The sequence below is a fragment of the Trichocoleus sp. FACHB-591 genome (genome assembly GCF_014695845.1).
Classification (GTDB): domain Bacteria; phylum Cyanobacteriota; class Cyanobacteriia; order FACHB-46; family FACHB-46; genus Trichocoleus.
The window spans coordinates 142,859-161,857 of sequence record NZ_JACJPA010000119.1; the positions used below are offsets into that span (position 1 = coordinate 142,859).

The window sequence follows — 18,999 nt, forward strand, 5'->3', positions numbered from 1 at the left end:
TAGAGTTCTATCTGGATTGATACCCTAGCGTGTAGCTCACAGTGTTCCCTAGGATTCAGACGTTCTAAACAGGTTTGCCGCTTTATTAAGCCCCCAAATGATGAATTGGCAACCATTTATAAGACTGACCAAATAGTTAGAGAGCGATCGCCCTTCTCCTGACAAAAAGAGCGATCGCCTCGTTATTTTTAAGAATTAGAAGATTTGCGATCGCGCTTGGGGGATAACGCTGTTGCTACAACGCCGAATGATAGTAAGCCAACTATGCTGGTAGGTTCAGGGACGCTGATGGGGGTGTAGGTGATGCCGATCGGGCGCTTGAGGTTGGAGTTGGTGGCAACGAAGACTGCATTAGTGTTGCCAGAACTGGGTAAAGGTTGGCCTGTGGTGCCGTCGTAGCGGAGGATGGTTCCGAAGTTGTTGTTTAAGAAATCAAAACCAACCGTGTAGAGTTTGTTGTCGGGAGTGAAAGTGAGGTTGCCAATGAAGTTACTGCTGCGGGTTTGGCCGTTGTCGTTAAAGGTGGCGTAGCTGGTAGCAATCGTTGATTTGAGCATACCCGTGGCTAAGTCGTAGCTGCGAATGCCATTGGCGAAATCGGTAGTGACTAAATCTCCGTTAGGGGCGATCGCCAGTCCTAAGAAACTAACAAAGCCAAAACTGAGAGGCAGCGGTTGCGGTTGGTCAGCAAAAACAGTTGGAGTGGAGTCTAGCACGCCATTCTGATTGGTGAAGCGCAATACTTGGCTAGGCAAACCAGGGAAGTTAGCTGCAACCTCACCGGGTTCTACAACGCCATCGCCATCACCATCGCCTGAAACGGCCACACTACCCTGCGTGGTGACATAGAGATTACCAGCCGCATCAAACAGCAAATCGTTAGGCCCATTCAAGCTGTTGACTTGGCCACTTCCCACCGCAAACACATCGATAAAAGCTCCTGTTTTGCCGTCATACCGAAGGATTTGATCGCTTAAGAAGCTACTGACATACAGCTTGCCATCTGGCCCAAACGCAGAACCGTAGGGACGAATGAGCGTTCCTCCTTGATCAAAGCGACCTAGAAACTGCCCCGTTTTGCCGTCGTAGCGCAGAATTGCCCCTGAGAAGTTGTTGCCACTGCTGACATAGAGATCGCCATCTGGGCCAAAGGTGAGATCATCTGGGCTAATCAGACCCCCACTGCTGGCGGCAATAAATTCACCACCTAGCTTGCCTGTGCGCTCATCGAAAATGAGAACATTGTTTCCAGCGGTGTTACCTACTAGCAAAGCAGCTTGAGCTGAGGTCTGTTGTAAACCCCAAGCGGTCAAGGCGCTGACCACTGTAGCAGCTTGATACGCGATCGCTCTCCATTGCATAAACCCACTCCTCCATTCACAAAGTCAATTCATTATTAAGGAATGGATGGAAGCAGCAGGAGAACTTCTATAAATTCTTCACTCTCTTTTGGTTAACTGCCTAGATGCTGCGATCGCCCTGCTACAACAAAAAGAGAACAAAAAGAGCGATCGCCACTGTTGAAAACTAACTTGCAAACGAATTGATCCAGGATCGAATTAGATCGTTGACCTGATCCGGCACTTCATCGTGGGGACAATGCCCAGCATTGAGGAAATGCTCAGTTAGTTGCGGGTAATACTGGCGGAACTTGACGCTGCGGGATCTGGCGTTCATCCAAGGATCATGCTCGCCCCAGAGCATCAGTAAAGGGCACTGGAGTTGTCCTAGCAAGACATCCACCTTGTCACCTTGGGGCGTTTTGAAGACCGCCGCAAACACATCTGCGGCACCAGGGTCATTGGCTGCTCGCAAAATATCATCGACCAAATCATCGGTGATGGCAGTTTGATCGAGATACACTTTCTGCAACGTTTGGCGCACCACAGAACGCTGGCGGGTGTATTGAAACACGAGATAGCTGGCCCAAGGTTGCTGAAATAACGACTGCACAAAACTGCCGAACACTTCCCGGATCGGGTCTTTCTTAGGTGCAGGCTGAGCATCGCTGAAAGGCCCCGCACTGTTAAACAAAACCAAACCTGCGGCATCTTCGGGGTGTTGGGCGGCAACAGACAAGGCAGCATAGCCTCCCAAGGAGTTCCCCCCTAAAACGGTCGGCTGGCCGATCACCTCGGTAATGAAGTCGTGGATTTGGTTCCGCCACAGCTCGCCACTGTATTGCATGTTGGGTTTTGCCGATCGCCCAAACCCCAGCAAATCGATCGCCCAAACTTCAAAGTCGTTGCTCAACCCCACCACGTTTTTGCGCCAATGAAAGGTTGAGGCTCCGAAGCCGTGAATCAACAGCAGCGGAGGACGGTGAGGCTGGCGATCGCCCGCTCGGACATAGTAGATTGGCTGGCCCCGCCACTGCCAATACTGACCAGATACGGGAGCGATGCTGCTGGCTTGGGTAACTTGCATGGTGAGGAAGCTGTAAAGTATCTTTAAATATCTTAACTTTTAAGCCTAAAGGCTTGGTACTGTAACGGTTGCACCACCTTCTAAAGGCAGAGAATTAGACCTGCTTTCGCGACTCTATAAGATGCTGTAGGACTGAGTCAATGGTGATCCCTACGGATTAGGAAGGATGAGGGGCGAGGGAAGAAGGATGAAGGGATGGGAGTTAGATAAAGTAAGGCTCTTTTGGGTAGCTTAAGTTACTAGGGCTTTGGGCTTTAAGAGCCTGAGTTGAGTAGATAAAGTTCTTGGAATAAAATTGCTAAAAATTAAGAAAAATCTAATATTCTTATACGCAGAAAATAGTTCAGATCGTTATCTGCATCAGGGTCATTTCGTGAACATGGCAATTCAGGAACTCGCCGATCGGATTTTGGTATCCCGTCGCATTAGCCGTACTGACCAAAATCGCTTCATGTCAGCACTACTCGCAAAAAATTCTTTGAGCACAGAAGACCAACAGCAAATTACTCGCGTTTTCGATGGTTTGCAGACGGGCTTGATCCGAGTGGTGGATTAACGGCATTGCTAGCAAATTAGCGATCGCCCAGAATTGCATCTAACAATAAATCGGCGCGGAACCGTACTGGATCAGTACAAGGTAAACCTGTTTCTTGTTGAGTTTGCTCAATAAACTGCTTTGCAGTGGCTGTATCTAAGTGAGCTGTGTTGAGGGCGATCGCGACCACTTTGGCGGGCGCAAAGGCTCCTCCGGCGGTTGCCACGGTTTCATACAGCTCCACCACCTGTGGTAAGGGTGGAATCAGCACATGTGCGAAGTTGCGAATATGAGTCTGTCCTGCCCGATGTACCAGCACCAGATGAGTCGGCTGAGAGCCACGCAACAATGGCAAAGTGGCGGTAGAGGCGGGATTGAGCAACGAACCTTGGCCTTCCACAAACACAATGTCTTGGTCGGCACCCAAACGCAGTACCAACTGTTCCACAGCACCAGAGGCAAAATCCACCCGAATCGCATCAAGAGGAATGCCGTCTCCTGCCAACATCATGCCAGCCTGCCCCGTCGCCAGAAATTTAGCTCGTAATCCTCGCTGTAAAGCCGTTTGGTGCAGCTCCAAGGCGGTAGACATCTTGCCCACGCTCATGTCGGTGCCTACCAGCAGCACCCGCAAGCAATCCAGCGATCGCGCCTGTCCCGTACCAACCGTTAAACCTGTGGGTTCTTGGCGCATATCCCAAATCCACTGATCTGGGCCGAGGAGAGCTTTGAGTTCTGGGTCTTGAGCCAAGGGAGTATGCAAGCCATTCGCTACAGAAATACCTGCCGCGATCGCCTGTTGAATTTCTTGTCGCCAAGCCTCTGGCAAAATGCCACCAGAAGGCGCAATCCCGATCGCCAACACATCCGGTTTGTAAGGTAGAGCCTCAGCGACAGATGCCACGATGGGGGCGGAACGTTGAATGCCAGTTAGATCGGGCAGAGATTCTCCAGCGCACTGCTGATCAATCACGGCCACAATGTTGGCATCGCTGTAGCGCAGTAGAGATAGCCCTGTTTTTCCCTGAGAGCCGCGAATCCCCTCGTGGAGCAGAATCGCGACGCGATGTTCAGGATTGAGGCGCATAGTAAACTCCTAAACCAGGCAAATCGTTGGGTAGCAAGCGGCCATCCTGCAAGCTGGCACCGGAGAAAGGACCGTCGAGTAGATTCAAGTGGCTATCGAGATCCAAGTGATCCGCCAGAGGTGAGAGCTGAGCGGCGGCAGTATTCAGCAAGCCACTGTCAGAATAGCAACCAAACATAATCTGGAGGCCACAAGCACGCGCTGTATGCACCATCCGCATCGCCTCACTTAACCCACCCGATTTCATCAGCTTGATATTAATGCCGTGGACGCGATCGCTGAGAGCAGGAATATCTCGACTGGTAAAACAACTTTCATCAACAAAAATTGGCAAAGGCGATCGCTCGTACAGTTTGGGTAAGTCTTGCTCTTGCCCCCGACGCAGTGGTTGCTCGATATAAGTCACGCCTTGCTGCTCTAGCCACTGGCTTATTTTGATCGCATCAGTCAGGCTCCAACCCCCATTGGCATCGATGCTGAGCTTCACCTGGGGAGGAGCAACTTCACGGATAGCTAGCAACATGGCTTGATCAGCAGCAATGCCATCGGGACTCCCTAGTTTGACTTTTAGCGCTTTAGCACAGGTGAGCTGTAACCAATCTTTCACTCGTTGCTGAGCTACCTCTGGCGGGTTAATGCCAATTGTGACCGAGGTCGGAACAATGCGATCGCGATTGAGGCCCCATATTCGCCACAGCGGCAACTGCGCTTTTTGACCCAGCCAATCTAGCAAGGCGATATCTAGCGCAGCATGAGCAGCGGAAGAAAGTTGAGCTTCCTGCAAAACACTTTCAATTTTCTGGCGATCGAGGGGATGAAGCGGTTCTAAGGCAGGTGTTATCTGCTGCAACTGTTGAGCGATCGCTTCTGTGGTTTGTGGCGTTTCTCCCACTGAAAAAGGAGACCCTTCTCCCCAGCCTTCAATGGCATCTGCTTCCACTCGCACCCAGACATTTGTCGTTTGAGCCGTTGTGCCTCGGCTAATAGTGAGCGGAAATCGTTTGTGAACAGTAAATGTTTCGACGTAAATTCGCACTTTCGGCTGCTAACCCTTCAGATTAAACGGGCTTTCATAGACTCGATGAATCTCAAACATAAGCTTCGTTTCACCGTTTTCCCAGGTTAGCTGACGAATCACAATATCCGCATAAGCCATCCACTGTTCATCCACCAACGGTAGCGGCACATCCATCGGCAGAATGCGATACCCTGACTTGACGGTTTGATGTTGCGATCGCGGTACCAATTCAGCGGGATAGCCCTGATTCAAGTTGAGTTTCAAAATACTGTTTACTTCACAGGGCATTCCCATCACTTTCACCGTTCAATCCATTACAGACAGTCGAACTTGATTTTACCCACTGCCTGTCCTGAAAACCGATGAGTGATACTCCGTCTGAGTGGTTGCTCCCCGCTAGGGTGCCAAAGCTATGACAGGTTAGCTGCAATTAAAGAAGATTTTGTTGGCGGGTAAAACATAAGTGTCACTCTGAAACTTATTAGCGATCGCCTTCTTTTTAAGTGCTTCTGCCTCGGAAAAAGATAGATTACTACCTACTACTAAGGCATGTCTAGAATTGCTAGCTCTGGGTACGCAAGTTCTGGCATTGGGAAACTGTTGATTAAATGACTCACCAACCAGTTTCTGGACGCGGCTCAGTTCGTTTTGCACATCTTTAGCTCTCAGCGAGGAGGCTGCAATTACGAAGTAGCGCTTGTCTTTATAAGACTGGGTTAAGGCTTGCGCGAATTGAGACCCACTCTCAGTCGTCGCCGCTTGTTGGGCTTTGGTTGCCACGGGAAGTAGGGAAGCTCGAACAGATTCCTCAATCAATGACTGAATTCTAGGGTTATCAATCGTAGCTTTAGCAACTTTGTCTTGAAATGCCTGATCTTGATTTAATGACGTAATGACTTCTCTGGCAATCCTGTCCTTAAAGGATTGGTCTTGCAACACTTCTTGCTTAATATCTTTTCTAGTATCATCAGACACTTGGTTACGGAAATCTTGATCTCTGATTAAATCATTTTTAACTTCTCGACCAATATTTTGAATTTCGTTCTCTTTAATATGTTTCTCAATATCTTTGACTAAGGATTGGACCGAAACAAACCCGAATAAGCCCACAACTGTCACTAATCCAACCATCAAGGCAGATAGTTTATTACGGGCCTCAATATAAAGACGGTAGGGATAAATTTCTTCAGTGAGGGTTTTTAGTTCTTGGCGCAGTTCAGCATTTTGTTGTTCTAAGCTGGCAATCTTTTCCAAGTTGGGGCTGTTGGCTGTTTCGTTCATGGGGCTCTCTTCCCTGCTGAATGCGATCGCGCCTGAGTTGGCTAATTCAAGCTTCACAACTCGTACCCCGCTTATCGGAAAACTTACGGTTGACAATGCGATCGCCCCAATAAGGACCCAATAAACAAGAGCCTCAGGCGTTCACCCAAGGCTCCGACTCCAGTTGATTTCTAGCTTGTATGCACCTAGAACGGTGCTATATCAAAGCTTAGTAGCGAGTGCGAGTGGTCTCAGCAGGATCACGGTAGGTCGTGGTGGTCTCAGGCTTGCGAGTTAGACCAGCCAAACCGAGCAGACCGAGCAGACCTAACCAACCCCAGTCGAAGTCGCGATCGCCAGCAGTATCTGTGGTTGTGGTCGTGGTCGTGGTGCTAGGAGAGGTGGTAGTACCAGTGGTGCCAGTTGTACCAGTGGTGGTATCTGTTCCAGTTCCGGTAGTGCCAGTGGTGCCAGTCGTGCCTGTGCCAGTGGTGCCAGCAGTACCAGTCGCATCGGTTCCAGTTCCGGTGGTACCTGTGGTGCCCGTGCCAGTTGTACCAGTGGTGGTATCAGTGCCGAGGCCTGTGCCAGTTCCGGTGGTGCCAGTCGTGTCAGTACCGAGACCCGTGCCAGTTCCAGTGGTGCCAGTTCCGGTGGTGCCAGTCGTATCAGTACCGAGACCCGTGCCAGTTCCGGTGGTGCCTGTGGTGCCCGTGCCAGTCGCATCGGTACCTGTGCCAGTGGTGCCAGCAGTACCAGTCGCATCGGTTCCAGTTCCGGTGGTACCTGTGGTGCCAGCGGTGCCAGTCGCTCCGCCTGTTGCATCTTGAGCCGCAGCAGGAAGAGTAATGGGGAGTACTGCCAAACTGAGGGTGAGCACACCTGCCCCAACAACCTTGGATAAGCCTGAAGATTTCATCTTAAAGTTCCTTTTTTTGTAAAGCGTTTACAGCCTGGACAAACTCTGAATCCTTGCTCTGAATTCTTTGAGGTCCGCTTGAATCAGTTCAGGACACACCTCTCGTAGAACATTAAGAGTTTTAACGGATTTGGGAGTCATCCTTGAGCTAGAAGTTGCGCTGGCTTAAACTCCCCCCAAGGAAAGAAACTTTTTCTTACATCTATAGAACCTCTCAAGTTGCCTGAGTTAGGGTGAGTTCAAGCCGCTTCAGGTCAAGTAACGCAACCCCCTTCACGCTTACCGTTGAGCTAGAGGGAAACAACTGAACCAAATGCCCTGTAGTCGGCGATCGCGCCTCAACTATTTGCAGATTGCAGGAGTGCTGAGCATGACAAATGCGACTTCAGAAGTCCCGGTTGCTCTCCCAACGCCGGGAACTCACGAAATCTTAGATGTGCGACCCACAAATTGCTGCATTGTGGGCGGTGGGCCTGGGGGTGCTTTCCTCGGCTTACTTTTGGCACGTCGAGGCATTGCTGTGACGCTGCTAGAAGCCCATCGAGATTTCGAGCGCGACTTTCGGGGTGATACCTTGCACCCTTCGGTGATGGAGATCATGGAAGAACTGGGTTTGGCAGAACACTTGTTACAACTGCCCCATACTAAGATGCGAACGGGAACGTTTACGGCGCAAGGGCAAGCCTTCCTAACGCTGGACTTTAGCCGCCTCAAAACTCACTATCCGTATATCACGATGATGCCGCAAGCACGGTTTCTAGAATTTATTACGGATGAAGCGAAACAGTACCCTAACTTCCAGCTCGTCTTAGGGGCAAATGTCCAAGAGCTGATTGAGGAGAATGGTGAGATTAGAGGGGTGCGGTATCGAGGTCAGGGAGGCTGGCACGAAGTCCGAGCCATGCTAACCGTAGGTGCAGATGGTCGTCACTCTCGCATCCGCGAACTGGTAGGCTTTACCGCTGTCGGCACCTCACCACCTATGGATGTGCTGTGGTTTCGTCTACCTCGACACGCAGACGAACCGGAAGGCGTGGTTGCCAAAGTTGGCCGAGGCAAGATGATGGCCTTGCTCAACCGCTTTGAAACTTGGCAAGCTGCTTACATTTTTCCTAAAGGCGGGTATCAGCAGTTGCGGGGAGCAGGTTTGGAAGCGTTGCGCCAGTCGATCGCGGAAGTGGTGCCAGAATTGAGCGATCGCGTCCATCACTTGCAAGAGTGGTCTCAGGTGGCGTTTCTCTCAGTAGAGTCTAGTCGCTTATCTCGTTGGTATCGCCCTGGATTGCTACTGATTGGCGATGCGGCTCATGTCATGTCTCCGGTGGGCGGCGTGGGCATCAACTACGCGATCCAAGATGCCGTGGTGGCAGCCAATATCCTGACCCAGCCGTTGCAGACAAAGCATTTAGAGGTGCGGCATCTGGCAAAAGTGCAAGCACGACGGGAATGGCCCACTCGGATCATCCAAGCGCTGCAAGCGTTGATTCAAAAACGACTGATTGCGCGGGCGCTTGATACTAGCCAGCCCTTCCAGCCACCCGCCTTCCTCCAGTGGCCATTTTTGCGGGATCTGCCGCCTCGGATCATTGGGTTCGGGGTGTGGCCTGTGCATGTAAGGCAGTAGCTAGAACTAACCCCAACTCCACATCACGGGGCCTTCGTTGGCTAGTTGATCGGTGACGATTCGACCGATCGCGTCAATTTCTTGCAGTTCTTCCGCCGAGAGCTTCACTTCTGCGGCTTGAGCATTTTGTACCGACTGCTCGGCGTTGCGGGCACCCGCGATCGCGTTGGCTTGGGGTTGAGCGATTAACCAAGCTAAGGCTAGGTTTGATAGTGTGCATTGGTGCCGTTCGGCGATCGGGCGGAGTTTGTCCAATGCGGTTTGGGCGCGTTCGTAGTTCTCGCCCTGAAATAGCTTATTTTTGGCGCGATTATCGGCGGAGTCAAAGGTGTGACCTGGCCCAAACTTACCAGTGAGCAGGCCTTGAGCTAAGGGAGAGTAGGCCAAGATCGAGATGTTGTGCTCAATGCAGTAGGGCACAGCATCAGTTTCGACATAGCGCCAAAACAGCGAGTAAGGCGGTTGCAAGCTATCAATGCGGCCATACTGGGAGGCTTCTTCTAGCTGAGCGCGCGAGAAATTCGACACCCCGATCGCCCGAATTTTGCCTTGTTGCTTCAGGTCATTCAGCGCCCGCATCGTTTCCTCAATCGGCACTAGCTCGCTGTTGAAGGCTCCACAGGGCCAATGGATCTGGTACAGGTCGATGTAGTCGGTTTTGAGGTTTTTGAGGGAGCGATCGCAAGCTTCGATCACTTGGTCATATTTGAGGTGGTTGGCAAAAACTTTGGTAGCATAGACCGCTTGATCTCGCACATCGGAGAGGGCTTCCGCGACGACTTGCTCTGAGTGGCCTTCTCCATAAACTTCGGCGGTGTCAATGGTGGTGATGCCTGCCTCAAATGCCGCTCGAATTGCTTTAATTGTGTCTGCATCCTCAATCCCTACCCACATGCGTTTGCCCGCTTGCCAGGTACCCATGAGAATGGGTGAAATTTGGATGTCAGAGTTACCGAGCGATCGCGTCTCCATGTGGGCTCCCTGAGTTGCTACAACGGATTGGTTTGCTGACAAAATTCCTTCTCACTCTAACAACCTGCTCTTGATGTGGTGCGATCGCCCTATGAACACCTATTCTCACTTTTTGATGACGGCTGCCTTGGACAAAACGCTGCCACGAGTACCCATCGTTAAGCGAGCCTTCTTGCTGGGTTCTGTAGCTCCCGATTTGCCTCTGTGGGTGCTGTCGATCGGGGGCATTGTCTACTATCACTTCATCAAAGGTTGGAGCTTGGCGGATACGGCTCATCTCCTGTTTGACGAGCTATATTTTCACAACCCTTTTTGGATCGCGGCACATAATACCTTGCACGCTCCAGTGCTGTTGCTGCTGGGGCTAGCTTATGTGTGGCCCCGGCGACGGAACATTGGCTCTCGCACTCGCTGGCTGTTTTGGTTTCTGCTCGCCTGTTTATTTCACACAACCGTAGACATCTTGACTCACGTGGATGATGGACCGCTGTTATTCTTCCCGCTGAACTGGACTGTTCGCTTCCACAGTGCCATCAGCTATTGGGACCCTCGCTATTACGGCCACGAATTTCAGTGGTTTGAGCAGACCTTAGATCTCGTTCTGTTAGTCTATTTGTTGCGTGAAAGGGTCTGCCAATTCTGCCAATATTTACGCCGATGGAAACCTGTCTGATCTCAGTGGCGATCGCTCTATCAGCCTGAAATTGTTTAAGGTACTAAAGTGCTGCTCATCACATATTTAGCCTGGGTCTCAGGATAGGTGAGAATGAGCCCTAATGTTTCTATGATCTAGAGAGAGCGCTCAAAGAGCCCCACCGCCCAGAGGAGAATGGCAATCTATGCATGAAATATCACCACAAAGTGCAGAAGCTGCATTGAGACATGCAGAAATTGCTAAAAAGCATGGGGAATCGATCGAGACGGTCGGCAAGATTTTGCAAGGCCAAGAGGGTGCGAGCGCAGACGTAGGACAGGTCATTGAAGAGCGGGGGCAGTGGATTCAGGAGCATGCCCAAGCGTCTAAGGAGTATGCTAAGCTCGCCCAAATCAACAAAGCTGCCTCTACCGAAGCTTATGTCATGGCTACGAGTGAGCATGGAAAAGCGGTTGAGGAACATGTAGCAGCCGTCAAAGCTTATCTTGCTGTAGCCCAGGAAAATTTAAGACAGAGAGAATCGGAGTGGGTAGAACATAGAATTCTCATCGAGCATGAGCAGGCGTAACTACCACTCTGTTACACAAATTGCTACACAATCCTGAGTGAGCTAACGTCGGAGCCATACTAGCAGTAACAAAAATTACTGAGAGGGTAGGCTGTGAACCGCTTATCTCACCTAAAACCTAAGTCTTCGTTGCTGTTGAGTACCTTGTTTAGCAGCGCTTTGTTTGTTAGTTGTGCTTCAGCACCTTACCAGACGATGGAGTCGGCTTCAGCGCCAATGATGGCCCAAAAACAAACGGCCACCGATTCTGCCAGTGGTAATTCTGGCAGTGATAGCAACACCAGCGGCTCTGGAGGAGAAGCAACATCAGGACAAGCGATCGCCGCAATTCCCCAAGCTCGACCCCAATTGATCAAGCGGGCCGAGCTGAGCGTGGTGGTCAAATCAATTGACGCGAGCTTAAAGTCAGTCGCAGCGATCGCTCAACGTCAGCAAGGCGATGTCGTCGGTCTACAAGACCAAAAACCGCAGGATAACAGTACTCGCCACACCGCTTCGATGCAGATTCAGGTGCCCCAAGAGCGTCTAGAAGCAACGCTAGCGGCATTGGCAGAATTGGGTAATGTGCAGTCTCGCTCCATCACCGTAGAAGATGTTTCCACTCAGCTCGTAGATTTTCAGTCTCGGTTACGCAATCTCCGTCGCTCTGAGGAAATGCTGCTCAAGATTATGGAGCGCTCTGGCTCAATGAATGATGTGCTGCGTGTAACCCAAGAGTTGAGTAACGTACGGCAATCAATTGAGCAAATAGACGGACAACTCAAAAGCCTCCAAGGTCAAGTTGCCTTCTCTACGATTAACCTGAATTTGGCCGAGCCGATCGCCGCCTCGCCGCCAGCCGAAAGCCCAGTCGGTTTACGCATGCAGGAAACCTGGGGCCAAGCCACTCATTCGATGGGCAAGCTAACCGTTGGGTTGCTGAACCTAAGTATTTGGTTGTTTGTCTACAGCCCTTATCTCTTGCTAGTTGGCGGATTAGGGGCGATCGCTTACCACCGCTGGCAAAAACCCACACCTCCCTCGCCCCCAGTTGCAGAAACTCCTCCAGCCTCTGACTCGCTCTAGCCGATAGGCCACAATTAAAGCAGAACCGCAGCTTGAGGAGCAGGGTGGATGGAGGCACTACATCAACCGCAGGATGTCATTGGCGATCGCTACCGCATCCTAGAAGTCTTGGGTCAGGGGGGCATTGGCACCACTTACAAAGCTGAAGATCTACAAACCCAGCAGCAAGTCGCCCTCAAAGCCCTCTCCCTCCGGCGCATCACCGACTGGAAAGTGCTGGAACTGTTTGAGCGAGAAGCCAGAGTGCTGTCTTACCTGCAACATCCCGCTATTCCGCGCTATCTCAATTACTTCCAGGTGGATACGCCAGAGAATCGCTGGTTTTATCTGGTGCAAGAATTGGCAGAGGGGCGATCGCTGGCGCAGTGGGTCAAGGAAGGCTGGCGGATTGGAGAGGCCGAAGCTAAGCAGCTAGCGATACAAGTCCTTGAGGTGCTGAGTTACCTGCACTCGCTTACTCCACCTGTGATTCACCGCGACATCAAACCCCAAAACATCCTACGACACGCTGACGGGCAAATTTTCTTGGTAGATTTTGGAGCGGTTCAGGATACCTACCGAGACACACTAACTCAAGGCAGCACGGTTGTAGGCACCTATGGCTACATGGCCCCAGAGCAGTTTCGGGGTAAAGCCGTTCTCGCTACCGATCTGTACGGCTTGGGGGCCACGTTATTGTTTTTGCTCACTCACCAATCTCCCGCTGATTTGCCTCAGCGCCGCCTCAAAATCGATATTCGTGCCTGTACACAGCTCTCCTCCACTTTTGCCAATTGGCTAGACCAAATGCTAGAGCCTGCGATGGAGGATCGCTTTCCGTCTGCCAAGGAAGCTTTGGCTGCATTACAAGCGCCACCTCGTCATCAGGTTGAGTTAGCAAGCTCCGAGTTCCAGATCGAGCGGCAACCTGCTGGCAGTCGCATTCAGCTAAAGCGTACAGCCCAGGAGGTGCTAGTTGACATCCCACCCCAACGTTTCTTATCTCGCAATCTCGGTTTATTCGGTTTTGCGTTGGTTTGGAATGGTTTTATCTTTTTTTGGACAAGTTCGGCGATCGCGATGCGTGCGCCCATCTTTTTTCCTCTCTTCTCCATTCCCTTCTGGATGGCAGGTTTAACTTTACTAGGCAACGCTTTAGGCCCCATTACCATCCAGACGTATGTAGAAATCAATCGCCATCGTTTTCGGCTCCAGCAGCAGTGCTTGGGTTGGCGATACCGTCAGGTGGAAGGCAACACGGAGGATTTAGAAACAATTCAATGGTTCGATAGCCAAATGCGAATCAACGATCAGCCTGTGTATACCTGTGCCTTAATCGAGGGAGTGCGAACTCACCAATTTGGCTCGGCGCTGACTCATACAGAGCAAAAGTGGCTGGCACAGGAGTTGTCAACCTTTTTAGCCAAGGTGCGATCGCCAAAGGCTTAGCCAAATATTTAACTCTGCTGACAGTTTTTTACTTCAATCAATCTTTAAAGAGCGAGGTACGGAGAAGCCAAGTCAGCTTCAGCAGGCTGCTATTCAAAGATGTGGGGCGATCGCTGGTTTAGAGAGCTGCACCGTATCACCGCAACTCGTGCTTTATATCACCATCGCCATGCGTAGACGTTCCTGATTCACTTGAGCCGAGCTGAAAAGCGAAATAAGGTGCTGTTCTGTCACGGTGCAATCTACTCTTATACCCAGGTTTAGGCCACCCAGTTTAGGCAGACCCTTCTGACTTGTTCACCTCAGCTATCTGGAAACGCTGTGAATCATCGTCGCTGGCGCGAAACTGCCGAATATTTCATGCTTGCAAGCTCAGGGGTTGGAGCAGTTGCGGCGGCTGTCTCGCAGCAATTTCTGTTTGCGGCTGCCCCGATTTCTTGCTTGCTGGCTCTCAATCTAGTCAACCGACAACGGTTTGAGCAAGAAACCAAGCAACTGACCAAGTTGACCATCACCCGACTGGACAGTCGCGTTACTAGAGAAATAGCCTACCTCCAAGAGCACATTGAAGGCTTACCCAGCGTCGTAGAGCTAGACAGCCTCAAGCAAAACTTCTTTCGGCGGCACCGTGAGTCTTTGAACAGACTCTCAGAACAGTTACAAACACTGCAATGGGAAATGCAACGCCAACTGGCTCCCCTGAAAGCTCAAGATGTTGCAGGGCTGCGTCAGGACTTGGAGCAGATGCAAATTCAGCATAGTCAAGTTGCCACTGCCTTAGAACAGGTGACAGACCAATTGGCTCAGTTGACGGCGCATCCTCAAGCAGAGCAGACAGAAGCCGCGATCGCCCGATTACAAGCAGACATGGTACAAGCCCAGGCTGATCTGAAGCTCCTCAGCAACGAGCCTATGAGCCAGGTAAAGGGGTTGCAAGATCAGGTTAACCACATCAACCGTCGCCTGAATCATTTACCCACTCCCTTTGATGCCAGTTCCCTCAAGCAAGATGTAGAATCCCTGATCCGAGTCATTGCCGGGCTAGTACCCCGGCGAGAATTTACTCGCGCCTTAGTAGATTTAGAAAATCTACAGCACAAGTATCAAGGCTTAGAGCAGTCTGTCGCCCCTTTGCGGCTGGCAATCACTATTTTCCGCAAACAACTAGATGTCCTCCACAGTAAAGTTCATGCCCCTGGCGAAGCCCACCTCCTTGAGGAGTTGAGCCAGACGGTCGCTGCAATGGAGGCTCGGCTGAGCCAGTTGCCAACCTTGCCTGACTTGGCAAATTTGCAAGACCAGATTCAATCTCAGGCAAGTTTAGGCCCTGAGGTGGCTCAGCTCCGCCAACAAGTCACCACCGTACAACGCAATACAGAAGCGCTATACCAACAGCACAAAGCCCTGCGCGACTGGATTCATCGTTTACCGCAACTGTTAGACAACAGTGCCCTGCAAAGCCAACTCCAAAGCTTAGCGACTCGCCTGGAAGGTGTGGAGGGCAACATGGTAGAAGTCCGAGGCGAGCTAGAAGCAACGTTGCAAAAGCGGTTGGGCGGTATCAATCAGCAATTGCAAGCTTTGCCGGGAATGCCAAACCATGAGCTAGTTATGGCGCTGCGTTTTACCTTGCCAGCACCCAGCGATCGCCCGGAACCACTAGCGGGTAGCCGAGCCTTTTTAGAAGAATTACTCGACCAAGCGGAAAATCAAGTGATTGTAGTTTGGCCATGGCCCAACCCGTTTAGTTTAGATGCTGCCTTGCTAGAGAAGTTTAGAGCGTTCTTGCAACGCGACGGTTGCCTATCGATGGGGTGGAGCCATTTAGGCATGACCCATCAAAGCTACGCCCCTCGCTATATCAGTCCGCGATCGCCCATATCACCCCCCGAAAGAAGTTGGCTCCACAACACGCTGAAGCAACTGGCGCAACTGAAGCAGGAGTTTCCGCAACAATTTAAGTTCAAAATCTTGGGAGCAGATGAGAATTTTTTAGTGTGCGATCGCCGCTTAGCCGTTCTCAAAATTCCTAACCTACCCGTCTCTAGCACCGTCTTTCCAGAACTAGAACTCGGACTTCGCACCACTGATACTCAAACTATCCAAGGGTTAATCGATCGCTTTGACCAACCGCTGTTAGATGCCAATGATGCTACGGCTTATTTTCAGCGGGCGGCTACCCGATACGAGATTGGTGATAAATCAGGGGCGATCGCCGATTACACCCAAGTCTTACAGATTGATCCACATAACGATGTCGCCTATACCAACCGGGGCGTGGCTCGTTATGACTTAGGCAACTCAGCAGAGGCAATGGCAGACTTTGACCAAGCAATTCAGCGAAATCCTGACAACAATGTTGCTTACTGCAATCGTGGCTTTATCTGTGCTGAGTTAGGCGACAAGCTGGGGGCAATTGAAGACTACAGCCAGGCGATCGCACTGTCTCCCGATGATGCGACTACTTACTTCTACCGGGGAGTAGCTCGAACCCGCATTGGTAACAAACTAGGCGCAATTGAAGACTACAGTCAGGCGATTGGACTCCATCCTGAAGACGCCACTGCTTACCTCTATCGCGGTCTAGCTCGTGCCAAGCTAGGTGATAACCCAGGAGCGATCGCCGATTTACAGCAGGCAGAACAGTTATTTATCGATCGCGGTGATTTACTTAATCGTCGTAAAGCTCAGGGTACTCTGAAAAAACTACAACAAGCCGTGGTAGATGCCAACCTGATTAACTGCTAAATAACTGACCTGAACAATGGCTCAAGTTGATGCTAGGGAACCATCGTAAGCGCATCGTCAGTATCAGTCACGTTAGAAGTTACTTGCTGAGCAGGCGAGGGTGAGAGCATCATCTGACCTGCAAAGCCATAGCCCAATAAGTATAGGAAGGCAAATCCAGCTAAGCCCATCTGTACTACTCTGCCCAGCGACCACAGTTGAGGTGGCTGTTCTTGGGGAAGTTGGGGCTTTTTAACTGTTTCAAGCATTGAGTCAACCTGAGCTGCGTCTTGTAATCCAGTAAACGGTTTTTATCCGCTGTATCAGGCTACCTTTGCAGTTGCCACCTCAATTACTATCAAAAGGGTGAGACTCAGGGCGGAGTGAGGGTGATTTTTGATTAAAGCGCTGATTTCTCCCACTGCACTCGGTAGAGAATATAACGGCTATCCTCATATACTTCCTCATACCAAGTTTTTACTGCTTCGGGTTGGGCGATTGCCAGAGTATCTGGAGGCAGTGACTTGAGCTGTTGCTTATCGAAGAGAATGTGGGAGATTTCTGACTTCTGTAAGGACTGAAAGGCTTGTTTTTCCTGTCCTCGTGCTGCTCCCCAAGTCGCTGGGCGGGCGATCGTGGCGTCACTCCACAAGCGATCGCGATCGCTATAGAATTGGTCACCATCACTAAAGGTGAGAATTCTAGCTGTTTTGGGTAAGTGAGCATTGATATATTGCCAAGCCGAATAGGAAGGGACTGTTTTCTGTAAATAAGCGGCTTCTGATGTTTGTCCTACTACTACTGGCAAAGGTAGCTCACGAATCACATGGGTTAACCAACCAGTCCAACCGACGCGATTGCCTTCGTGGAAGGGTAGAAATGGCGGCAAGTTGAGTGGAAGAAGCACAGCTAAGCCTGTGTACAAAGCTAGACCACCCCCTCTCGCAAAAGAGTTGAGCCAATGGGCAAGCCCTTCACACGATGCTGCTGCCAGAATTGCCAGAAGCGGAGTAATCGGCACTAAAAAGCGCATTTGGAAGCTGCAAAAAGGAGAAGCCCAAAGGACAACGTACAACAAGACGAAGCCTGCAAACCAGGACGCAGCTGAAGAGTAGCGACGGATAAAAACCCATCCAGGTAGAAACAAGAGAAACAAAGGGCCGAGGGTACCACCGTAATCAGCCGCATTCACCGTCATATCCCAAGGCAAGGTGAGCAGATTTAAGACAGAGTCGGGACGCCCAAATTGCTCTAAGAAATGATCTAATCCTCTTTCGGAAACTGCATCCCAGCGATCGGCAGGGGCACCAAACAGACTGAACAGTTCTGGAAAAACTGGATTTCCTGAAGCGAGCCAGCTGCGGAGATACCAAGGAAACGGTAACACTAGGCTGCCTACACTAAGAGCGATCGCGGGGATGACAGCTTGTCGAAAGTTTTTCGTCTGGAACCAAAGCTGTAGAAATAGCCCTATCGCGGCTAGTGCCAGCACAAAGAGCGCCAAGTGTTTACTAGCCAATGCCAAGCCTAGGTTCAGTGCTGCTAAGACTAACCACTGCCAATGTCGCTCTTGTACATATTGCCACAGAGCATATAACACGAGTCCTACATGCAACGCTAAGGCTAAATCAACATAAGCGCTGGTGGCCTCCCACAAAACAATTGGAACAGTTACTAAGAAAGCACTAGCGAGCCACGGAGAAACTCCAGCAACAAAGCGGCGTGTGAGCTGGTAAGTCAGAAGAACGGTCAGGGGCAAAGAAACAAAATGGAGTAATTTGGCAGTGATCGGTCCGCCTAGGGCCAAACCTGCCCCAAAAATCAACTCCCAAGTCATTGGGTAAAGCGAAACATACTGAGCTGGCAGGTCTACTAAATATCCTGCCTCCAGCCACATTTCTGGAAAACTGAGGTGGTAACTGAGCGCATCAAACTCCTGCTCTGGAGCCAAAGCACACACAAATGCAATGGCGATCGCGATCAGAGTAACTCCTTGCCAAATTCGATCAGCAGGGGTCACGGTGGGAGTGAGGCGGGGTTGAGCGGCTGAGCGAGGTTGCAATGAATTGTCAGACTTGAAACAGTAGCCCAGCCACAAACTACCTGCTGCCAAGACAGTTGCGACTAAAATTTGAATACTCAAACGATAGTAAATCCCTAGGAACGCGAGTCCTAGAGAGAGATAAGCCAGCGCACCTAAGCCAATTGCACTGTGGTAGAGCCAGCGATCGCGCCAGTCCTGAAACTGCCAACGCAACAGCAATCGACAAACTCCTAGTCCCAGAAATTGAGCCGCTACCACCGTCAAGCCAGCTCCTACGATTCCTAGGACACTACGCCCAACGGCTTCATGAAAGTAAGGTAAACCTGGTAATAAAACCCGGCGGATCAAGAGATAAGAGAGAGCCACATAAATTGTCAGTCCACCAAATTCAAGCAAAGTGCCATAAAGCAGTTGGGATGGCTGGGTGAATTTTTCCTGTCGTAGCAGTTGACTAATTTTTCTGCCAACTCGCTGCGCTAAAAACAGTAGTAATGCTGCTCCCAAGCCGATCCCCAGCAGTGGCAGTAGATCGACTAGATTGGACCAAACTAAGGCTAAATTTTCTGTGGGTGACAACCAGACTTGGCGGTAATAAATCAGAAGTAGCCCCACCGTCCAAGCTAACCATAGAGCAAGTAGGCAGTACTGCGACCCTCTTTGGATTCTCATA

Annotated in this window: 18 protein-coding genes; 8 read left to right on the forward strand and 10 right to left on the reverse strand. The window is 50.8% G+C overall.

The features are described 5' to 3' along the window. Window positions 1-188 precede the first annotated feature (188 nt). Together H6F90_RS27595 and H6F90_RS27600 are read right to left on the reverse strand one after the other, a co-directional pair. Window positions 189-1,361 carry a PEP-CTERM sorting domain-containing protein gene (locus H6F90_RS27595; RefSeq protein WP_190555191.1) on the reverse strand — a complete coding sequence of 391 codons (1,173 nt, stop codon included), beginning with the start codon at window positions 1,359-1,361 and terminating at the stop codon, window positions 189-191. A 166-nt stretch (window positions 1,362-1,527) separates the two neighbouring features. Then, the gene (locus H6F90_RS27600; protein ID WP_190555192.1) at window positions 1,528-2,427 is read right to left on the reverse strand and encodes an alpha/beta fold hydrolase; all 900 of its coding nucleotides are present in this window, start codon (window positions 2,425-2,427) and stop codon (window positions 1,528-1,530) included. A 373-nt stretch (window positions 2,428-2,800) separates the two neighbouring features. Between H6F90_RS27600 and H6F90_RS27605 the strand changes: the two genes are divergently transcribed. Further along, the gene (locus H6F90_RS27605) at window positions 2,801-2,983 is read left to right on the forward strand and encodes a hypothetical protein (protein ID WP_190555228.1); all 183 of its coding nucleotides are present in this window, start codon (window positions 2,801-2,803) and stop codon (window positions 2,981-2,983) included. A gap of 16 nt (window positions 2,984-2,999) precedes the next feature. Here H6F90_RS27605 and H6F90_RS27610 read toward each other — a convergent pair whose 3' ends face one another. The 4 genes from H6F90_RS27610 to H6F90_RS27625 form a co-directional block, all read right to left on the reverse strand. Then, window positions 3,000-4,049, reverse strand: a complete 1,050-nt coding sequence (locus H6F90_RS27610; protein ID WP_190555193.1) for a DUF1611 domain-containing protein — start codon at window positions 4,047-4,049, stop codon at window positions 3,000-3,002. Then, window positions 4,033-5,085 (reverse strand): dipeptide epimerase, encoded by a 1,053-nt coding sequence (locus tag H6F90_RS27615; protein WP_190555194.1) that lies wholly within the window; start codon window positions 5,083-5,085, stop codon window positions 4,033-4,035. Before H6F90_RS27615 ends, H6F90_RS27610 begins: the two co-directional genes overlap by 17 nt. A gap of 9 nt (window positions 5,086-5,094) precedes the next feature. Further along, entirely contained in the window at window positions 5,095-5,361 is a 267-nt protein-coding gene (locus H6F90_RS27620; protein WP_190555195.1) for a DUF2584 family protein, read from the reverse strand. A gap of 126 nt (window positions 5,362-5,487) precedes the next feature. Further along, window positions 5,488-6,348, reverse strand: coding sequence for a hypothetical protein (locus tag H6F90_RS27625; protein ID WP_190555196.1), 861 nt, complete (start codon window positions 6,346-6,348; stop codon window positions 5,488-5,490). Between H6F90_RS27625 and H6F90_RS31260 the strand changes: the two genes are divergently transcribed. After that, the gene (locus H6F90_RS31260; RefSeq protein ID WP_255525079.1) at window positions 6,347-6,472 is read left to right on the forward strand and encodes a hypothetical protein; all 126 of its coding nucleotides are present in this window, start codon (window positions 6,347-6,349) and stop codon (window positions 6,470-6,472) included. The two genes, H6F90_RS27625 and H6F90_RS31260, sit on opposite strands and share 2 nt — an antisense overlap. Before the next feature lie 84 nt (window positions 6,473-6,556). On the opposite strand, the gene H6F90_RS27630 is transcribed toward H6F90_RS31260, so the two are convergent. After that, the gene (locus tag H6F90_RS27630) at window positions 6,557-7,246 is read right to left on the reverse strand and encodes a WGxxGxxG-CTERM domain-containing protein (protein ID WP_190434727.1); all 690 of its coding nucleotides are present in this window, start codon (window positions 7,244-7,246) and stop codon (window positions 6,557-6,559) included. Window positions 7,247-7,559: 313 nt separating this feature from the next. Here H6F90_RS27630 and H6F90_RS27635 point away from each other — a divergent pair, with 313 nt between their 5' ends. Then, window positions 7,560-8,870, forward strand: coding sequence for an FAD-dependent oxidoreductase (locus H6F90_RS27635; RefSeq protein ID WP_242024653.1), 1,311 nt, complete (start codon window positions 7,560-7,562; stop codon window positions 8,868-8,870). Between the two features lie 6 nt (window positions 8,871-8,876). Here H6F90_RS27635 and H6F90_RS27640 read toward each other — a convergent pair whose 3' ends face one another. Next, a complete protein-coding gene (locus tag H6F90_RS27640; RefSeq protein ID WP_370588112.1) occupies window positions 8,877-9,884 on the reverse strand; it encodes an aldo/keto reductase in 1,008 nt (335 codons plus the stop codon). A gap of 49 nt (window positions 9,885-9,933) precedes the next feature. Between H6F90_RS27640 and H6F90_RS27645 the strand changes: the two genes are divergently transcribed. The 5 genes from H6F90_RS27645 to H6F90_RS31665 all read left to right on the forward strand — a co-directional run bounded on the left by H6F90_RS27645 (window position 9,934) and on the right by H6F90_RS31665 (window position 16,306). Further along, window positions 9,934-10,515 (forward strand): metal-dependent hydrolase, encoded by a 582-nt coding sequence (locus tag H6F90_RS27645; protein WP_190555197.1) that lies wholly within the window; start codon window positions 9,934-9,936, stop codon window positions 10,513-10,515. Window positions 10,516-10,681: 166 nt separating this feature from the next. Next, on the forward strand, window positions 10,682-11,065 hold the full coding sequence (locus tag H6F90_RS27650) for a hypothetical protein (protein WP_190555198.1): 384 nt from the start codon (window positions 10,682-10,684) through the stop codon (window positions 11,063-11,065). A 93-nt stretch (window positions 11,066-11,158) separates the two neighbouring features. Further along, entirely contained in the window at window positions 11,159-12,130 is a 972-nt protein-coding gene (locus tag H6F90_RS27655; protein ID WP_199296221.1) for a DUF4349 domain-containing protein, read from the forward strand. 48 nt (window positions 12,131-12,178) lie between these two features. Beyond that, the gene (locus H6F90_RS27660; protein ID WP_190555199.1) at window positions 12,179-13,558 is read left to right on the forward strand and encodes a serine/threonine-protein kinase; all 1,380 of its coding nucleotides are present in this window, start codon (window positions 12,179-12,181) and stop codon (window positions 13,556-13,558) included. A gap of 321 nt (window positions 13,559-13,879) precedes the next feature. Then, the gene (locus tag H6F90_RS31665) at window positions 13,880-16,306 is read left to right on the forward strand and encodes a tetratricopeptide repeat protein (RefSeq protein ID WP_190555200.1); all 2,427 of its coding nucleotides are present in this window, start codon (window positions 13,880-13,882) and stop codon (window positions 16,304-16,306) included. A 32-nt stretch (window positions 16,307-16,338) separates the two neighbouring features. Here the strand turns inward: H6F90_RS31665 and H6F90_RS27670 are convergent, their stop codons facing one another. Beyond that, window positions 16,339-16,554, reverse strand: coding sequence for a hypothetical protein (locus H6F90_RS27670; RefSeq protein ID WP_190555201.1), 216 nt, complete (start codon window positions 16,552-16,554; stop codon window positions 16,339-16,341). A gap of 131 nt (window positions 16,555-16,685) precedes the next feature. After that, entirely contained in the window at window positions 16,686-18,998 is a 2,313-nt protein-coding gene (locus tag H6F90_RS27675) for a phospholipid carrier-dependent glycosyltransferase (RefSeq protein ID WP_190555202.1), read from the reverse strand. Window position 18,999: the final 1 nt, after the last annotated feature.

Bases quoted from the DNA above. Each gene is read 5' to 3' on its own strand.
- H6F90_RS27595 (WP_190555191.1), bottom strand. From the start codon at position 1,361: ATGCAATGGAGAGCGATCGCGTATCAAGCTGCTACAGTGGTCAGCGCC.
- H6F90_RS27600 (WP_190555192.1), bottom strand. From the start codon at position 2,427: ATGCAAGTTACCCAAGCCAGCAGCATCGCTCCCGTATCTGGTCAGTAT.
- H6F90_RS27610 (WP_190555193.1), bottom strand. From the start codon at position 4,049: ATGCGCCTCAATCCTGAACATCGCGTCGCGATTCTGCTCCACGAGGGG.
- H6F90_RS27620 (WP_190555195.1), bottom strand. From the start codon at position 5,361: ATGGGAATGCCCTGTGAAGTAAACAGTATTTTGAAACTCAACTTGAAT.
- H6F90_RS31260 (WP_255525079.1), top strand. From the start codon at position 6,347: ATGGGGCTCTCTTCCCTGCTGAATGCGATCGCGCCTGAGTTGGCTAAT.
- H6F90_RS27625 (WP_190555196.1), bottom strand. From the start codon at position 6,348: ATGAACGAAACAGCCAACAGCCCCAACTTGGAAAAGATTGCCAGCTTA.
- H6F90_RS27630 (WP_190434727.1), bottom strand. From the start codon at position 7,246: ATGAAATCTTCAGGCTTATCCAAGGTTGTTGGGGCAGGTGTGCTCACC.
- H6F90_RS27635 (WP_242024653.1), top strand. From the start codon at position 7,560: ATGCCCTGTAGTCGGCGATCGCGCCTCAACTATTTGCAGATTGCAGGA.
- H6F90_RS27645 (WP_190555197.1), top strand. From the start codon at position 9,934: ATGAACACCTATTCTCACTTTTTGATGACGGCTGCCTTGGACAAAACG.
- H6F90_RS27650 (WP_190555198.1), top strand. From the start codon at position 10,682: ATGCATGAAATATCACCACAAAGTGCAGAAGCTGCATTGAGACATGCA.
- H6F90_RS27660 (WP_190555199.1), top strand. From the start codon at position 12,179: ATGGAGGCACTACATCAACCGCAGGATGTCATTGGCGATCGCTACCGC.
- H6F90_RS27670 (WP_190555201.1), bottom strand. From the start codon at position 16,554: ATGCTTGAAACAGTTAAAAAGCCCCAACTTCCCCAAGAACAGCCACCT.
- H6F90_RS27675 (WP_190555202.1), bottom strand. From the start codon at position 18,998: ATGAGAATCCAAAGAGGGTCGCAGTACTGCCTACTTGCTCTATGGTTA.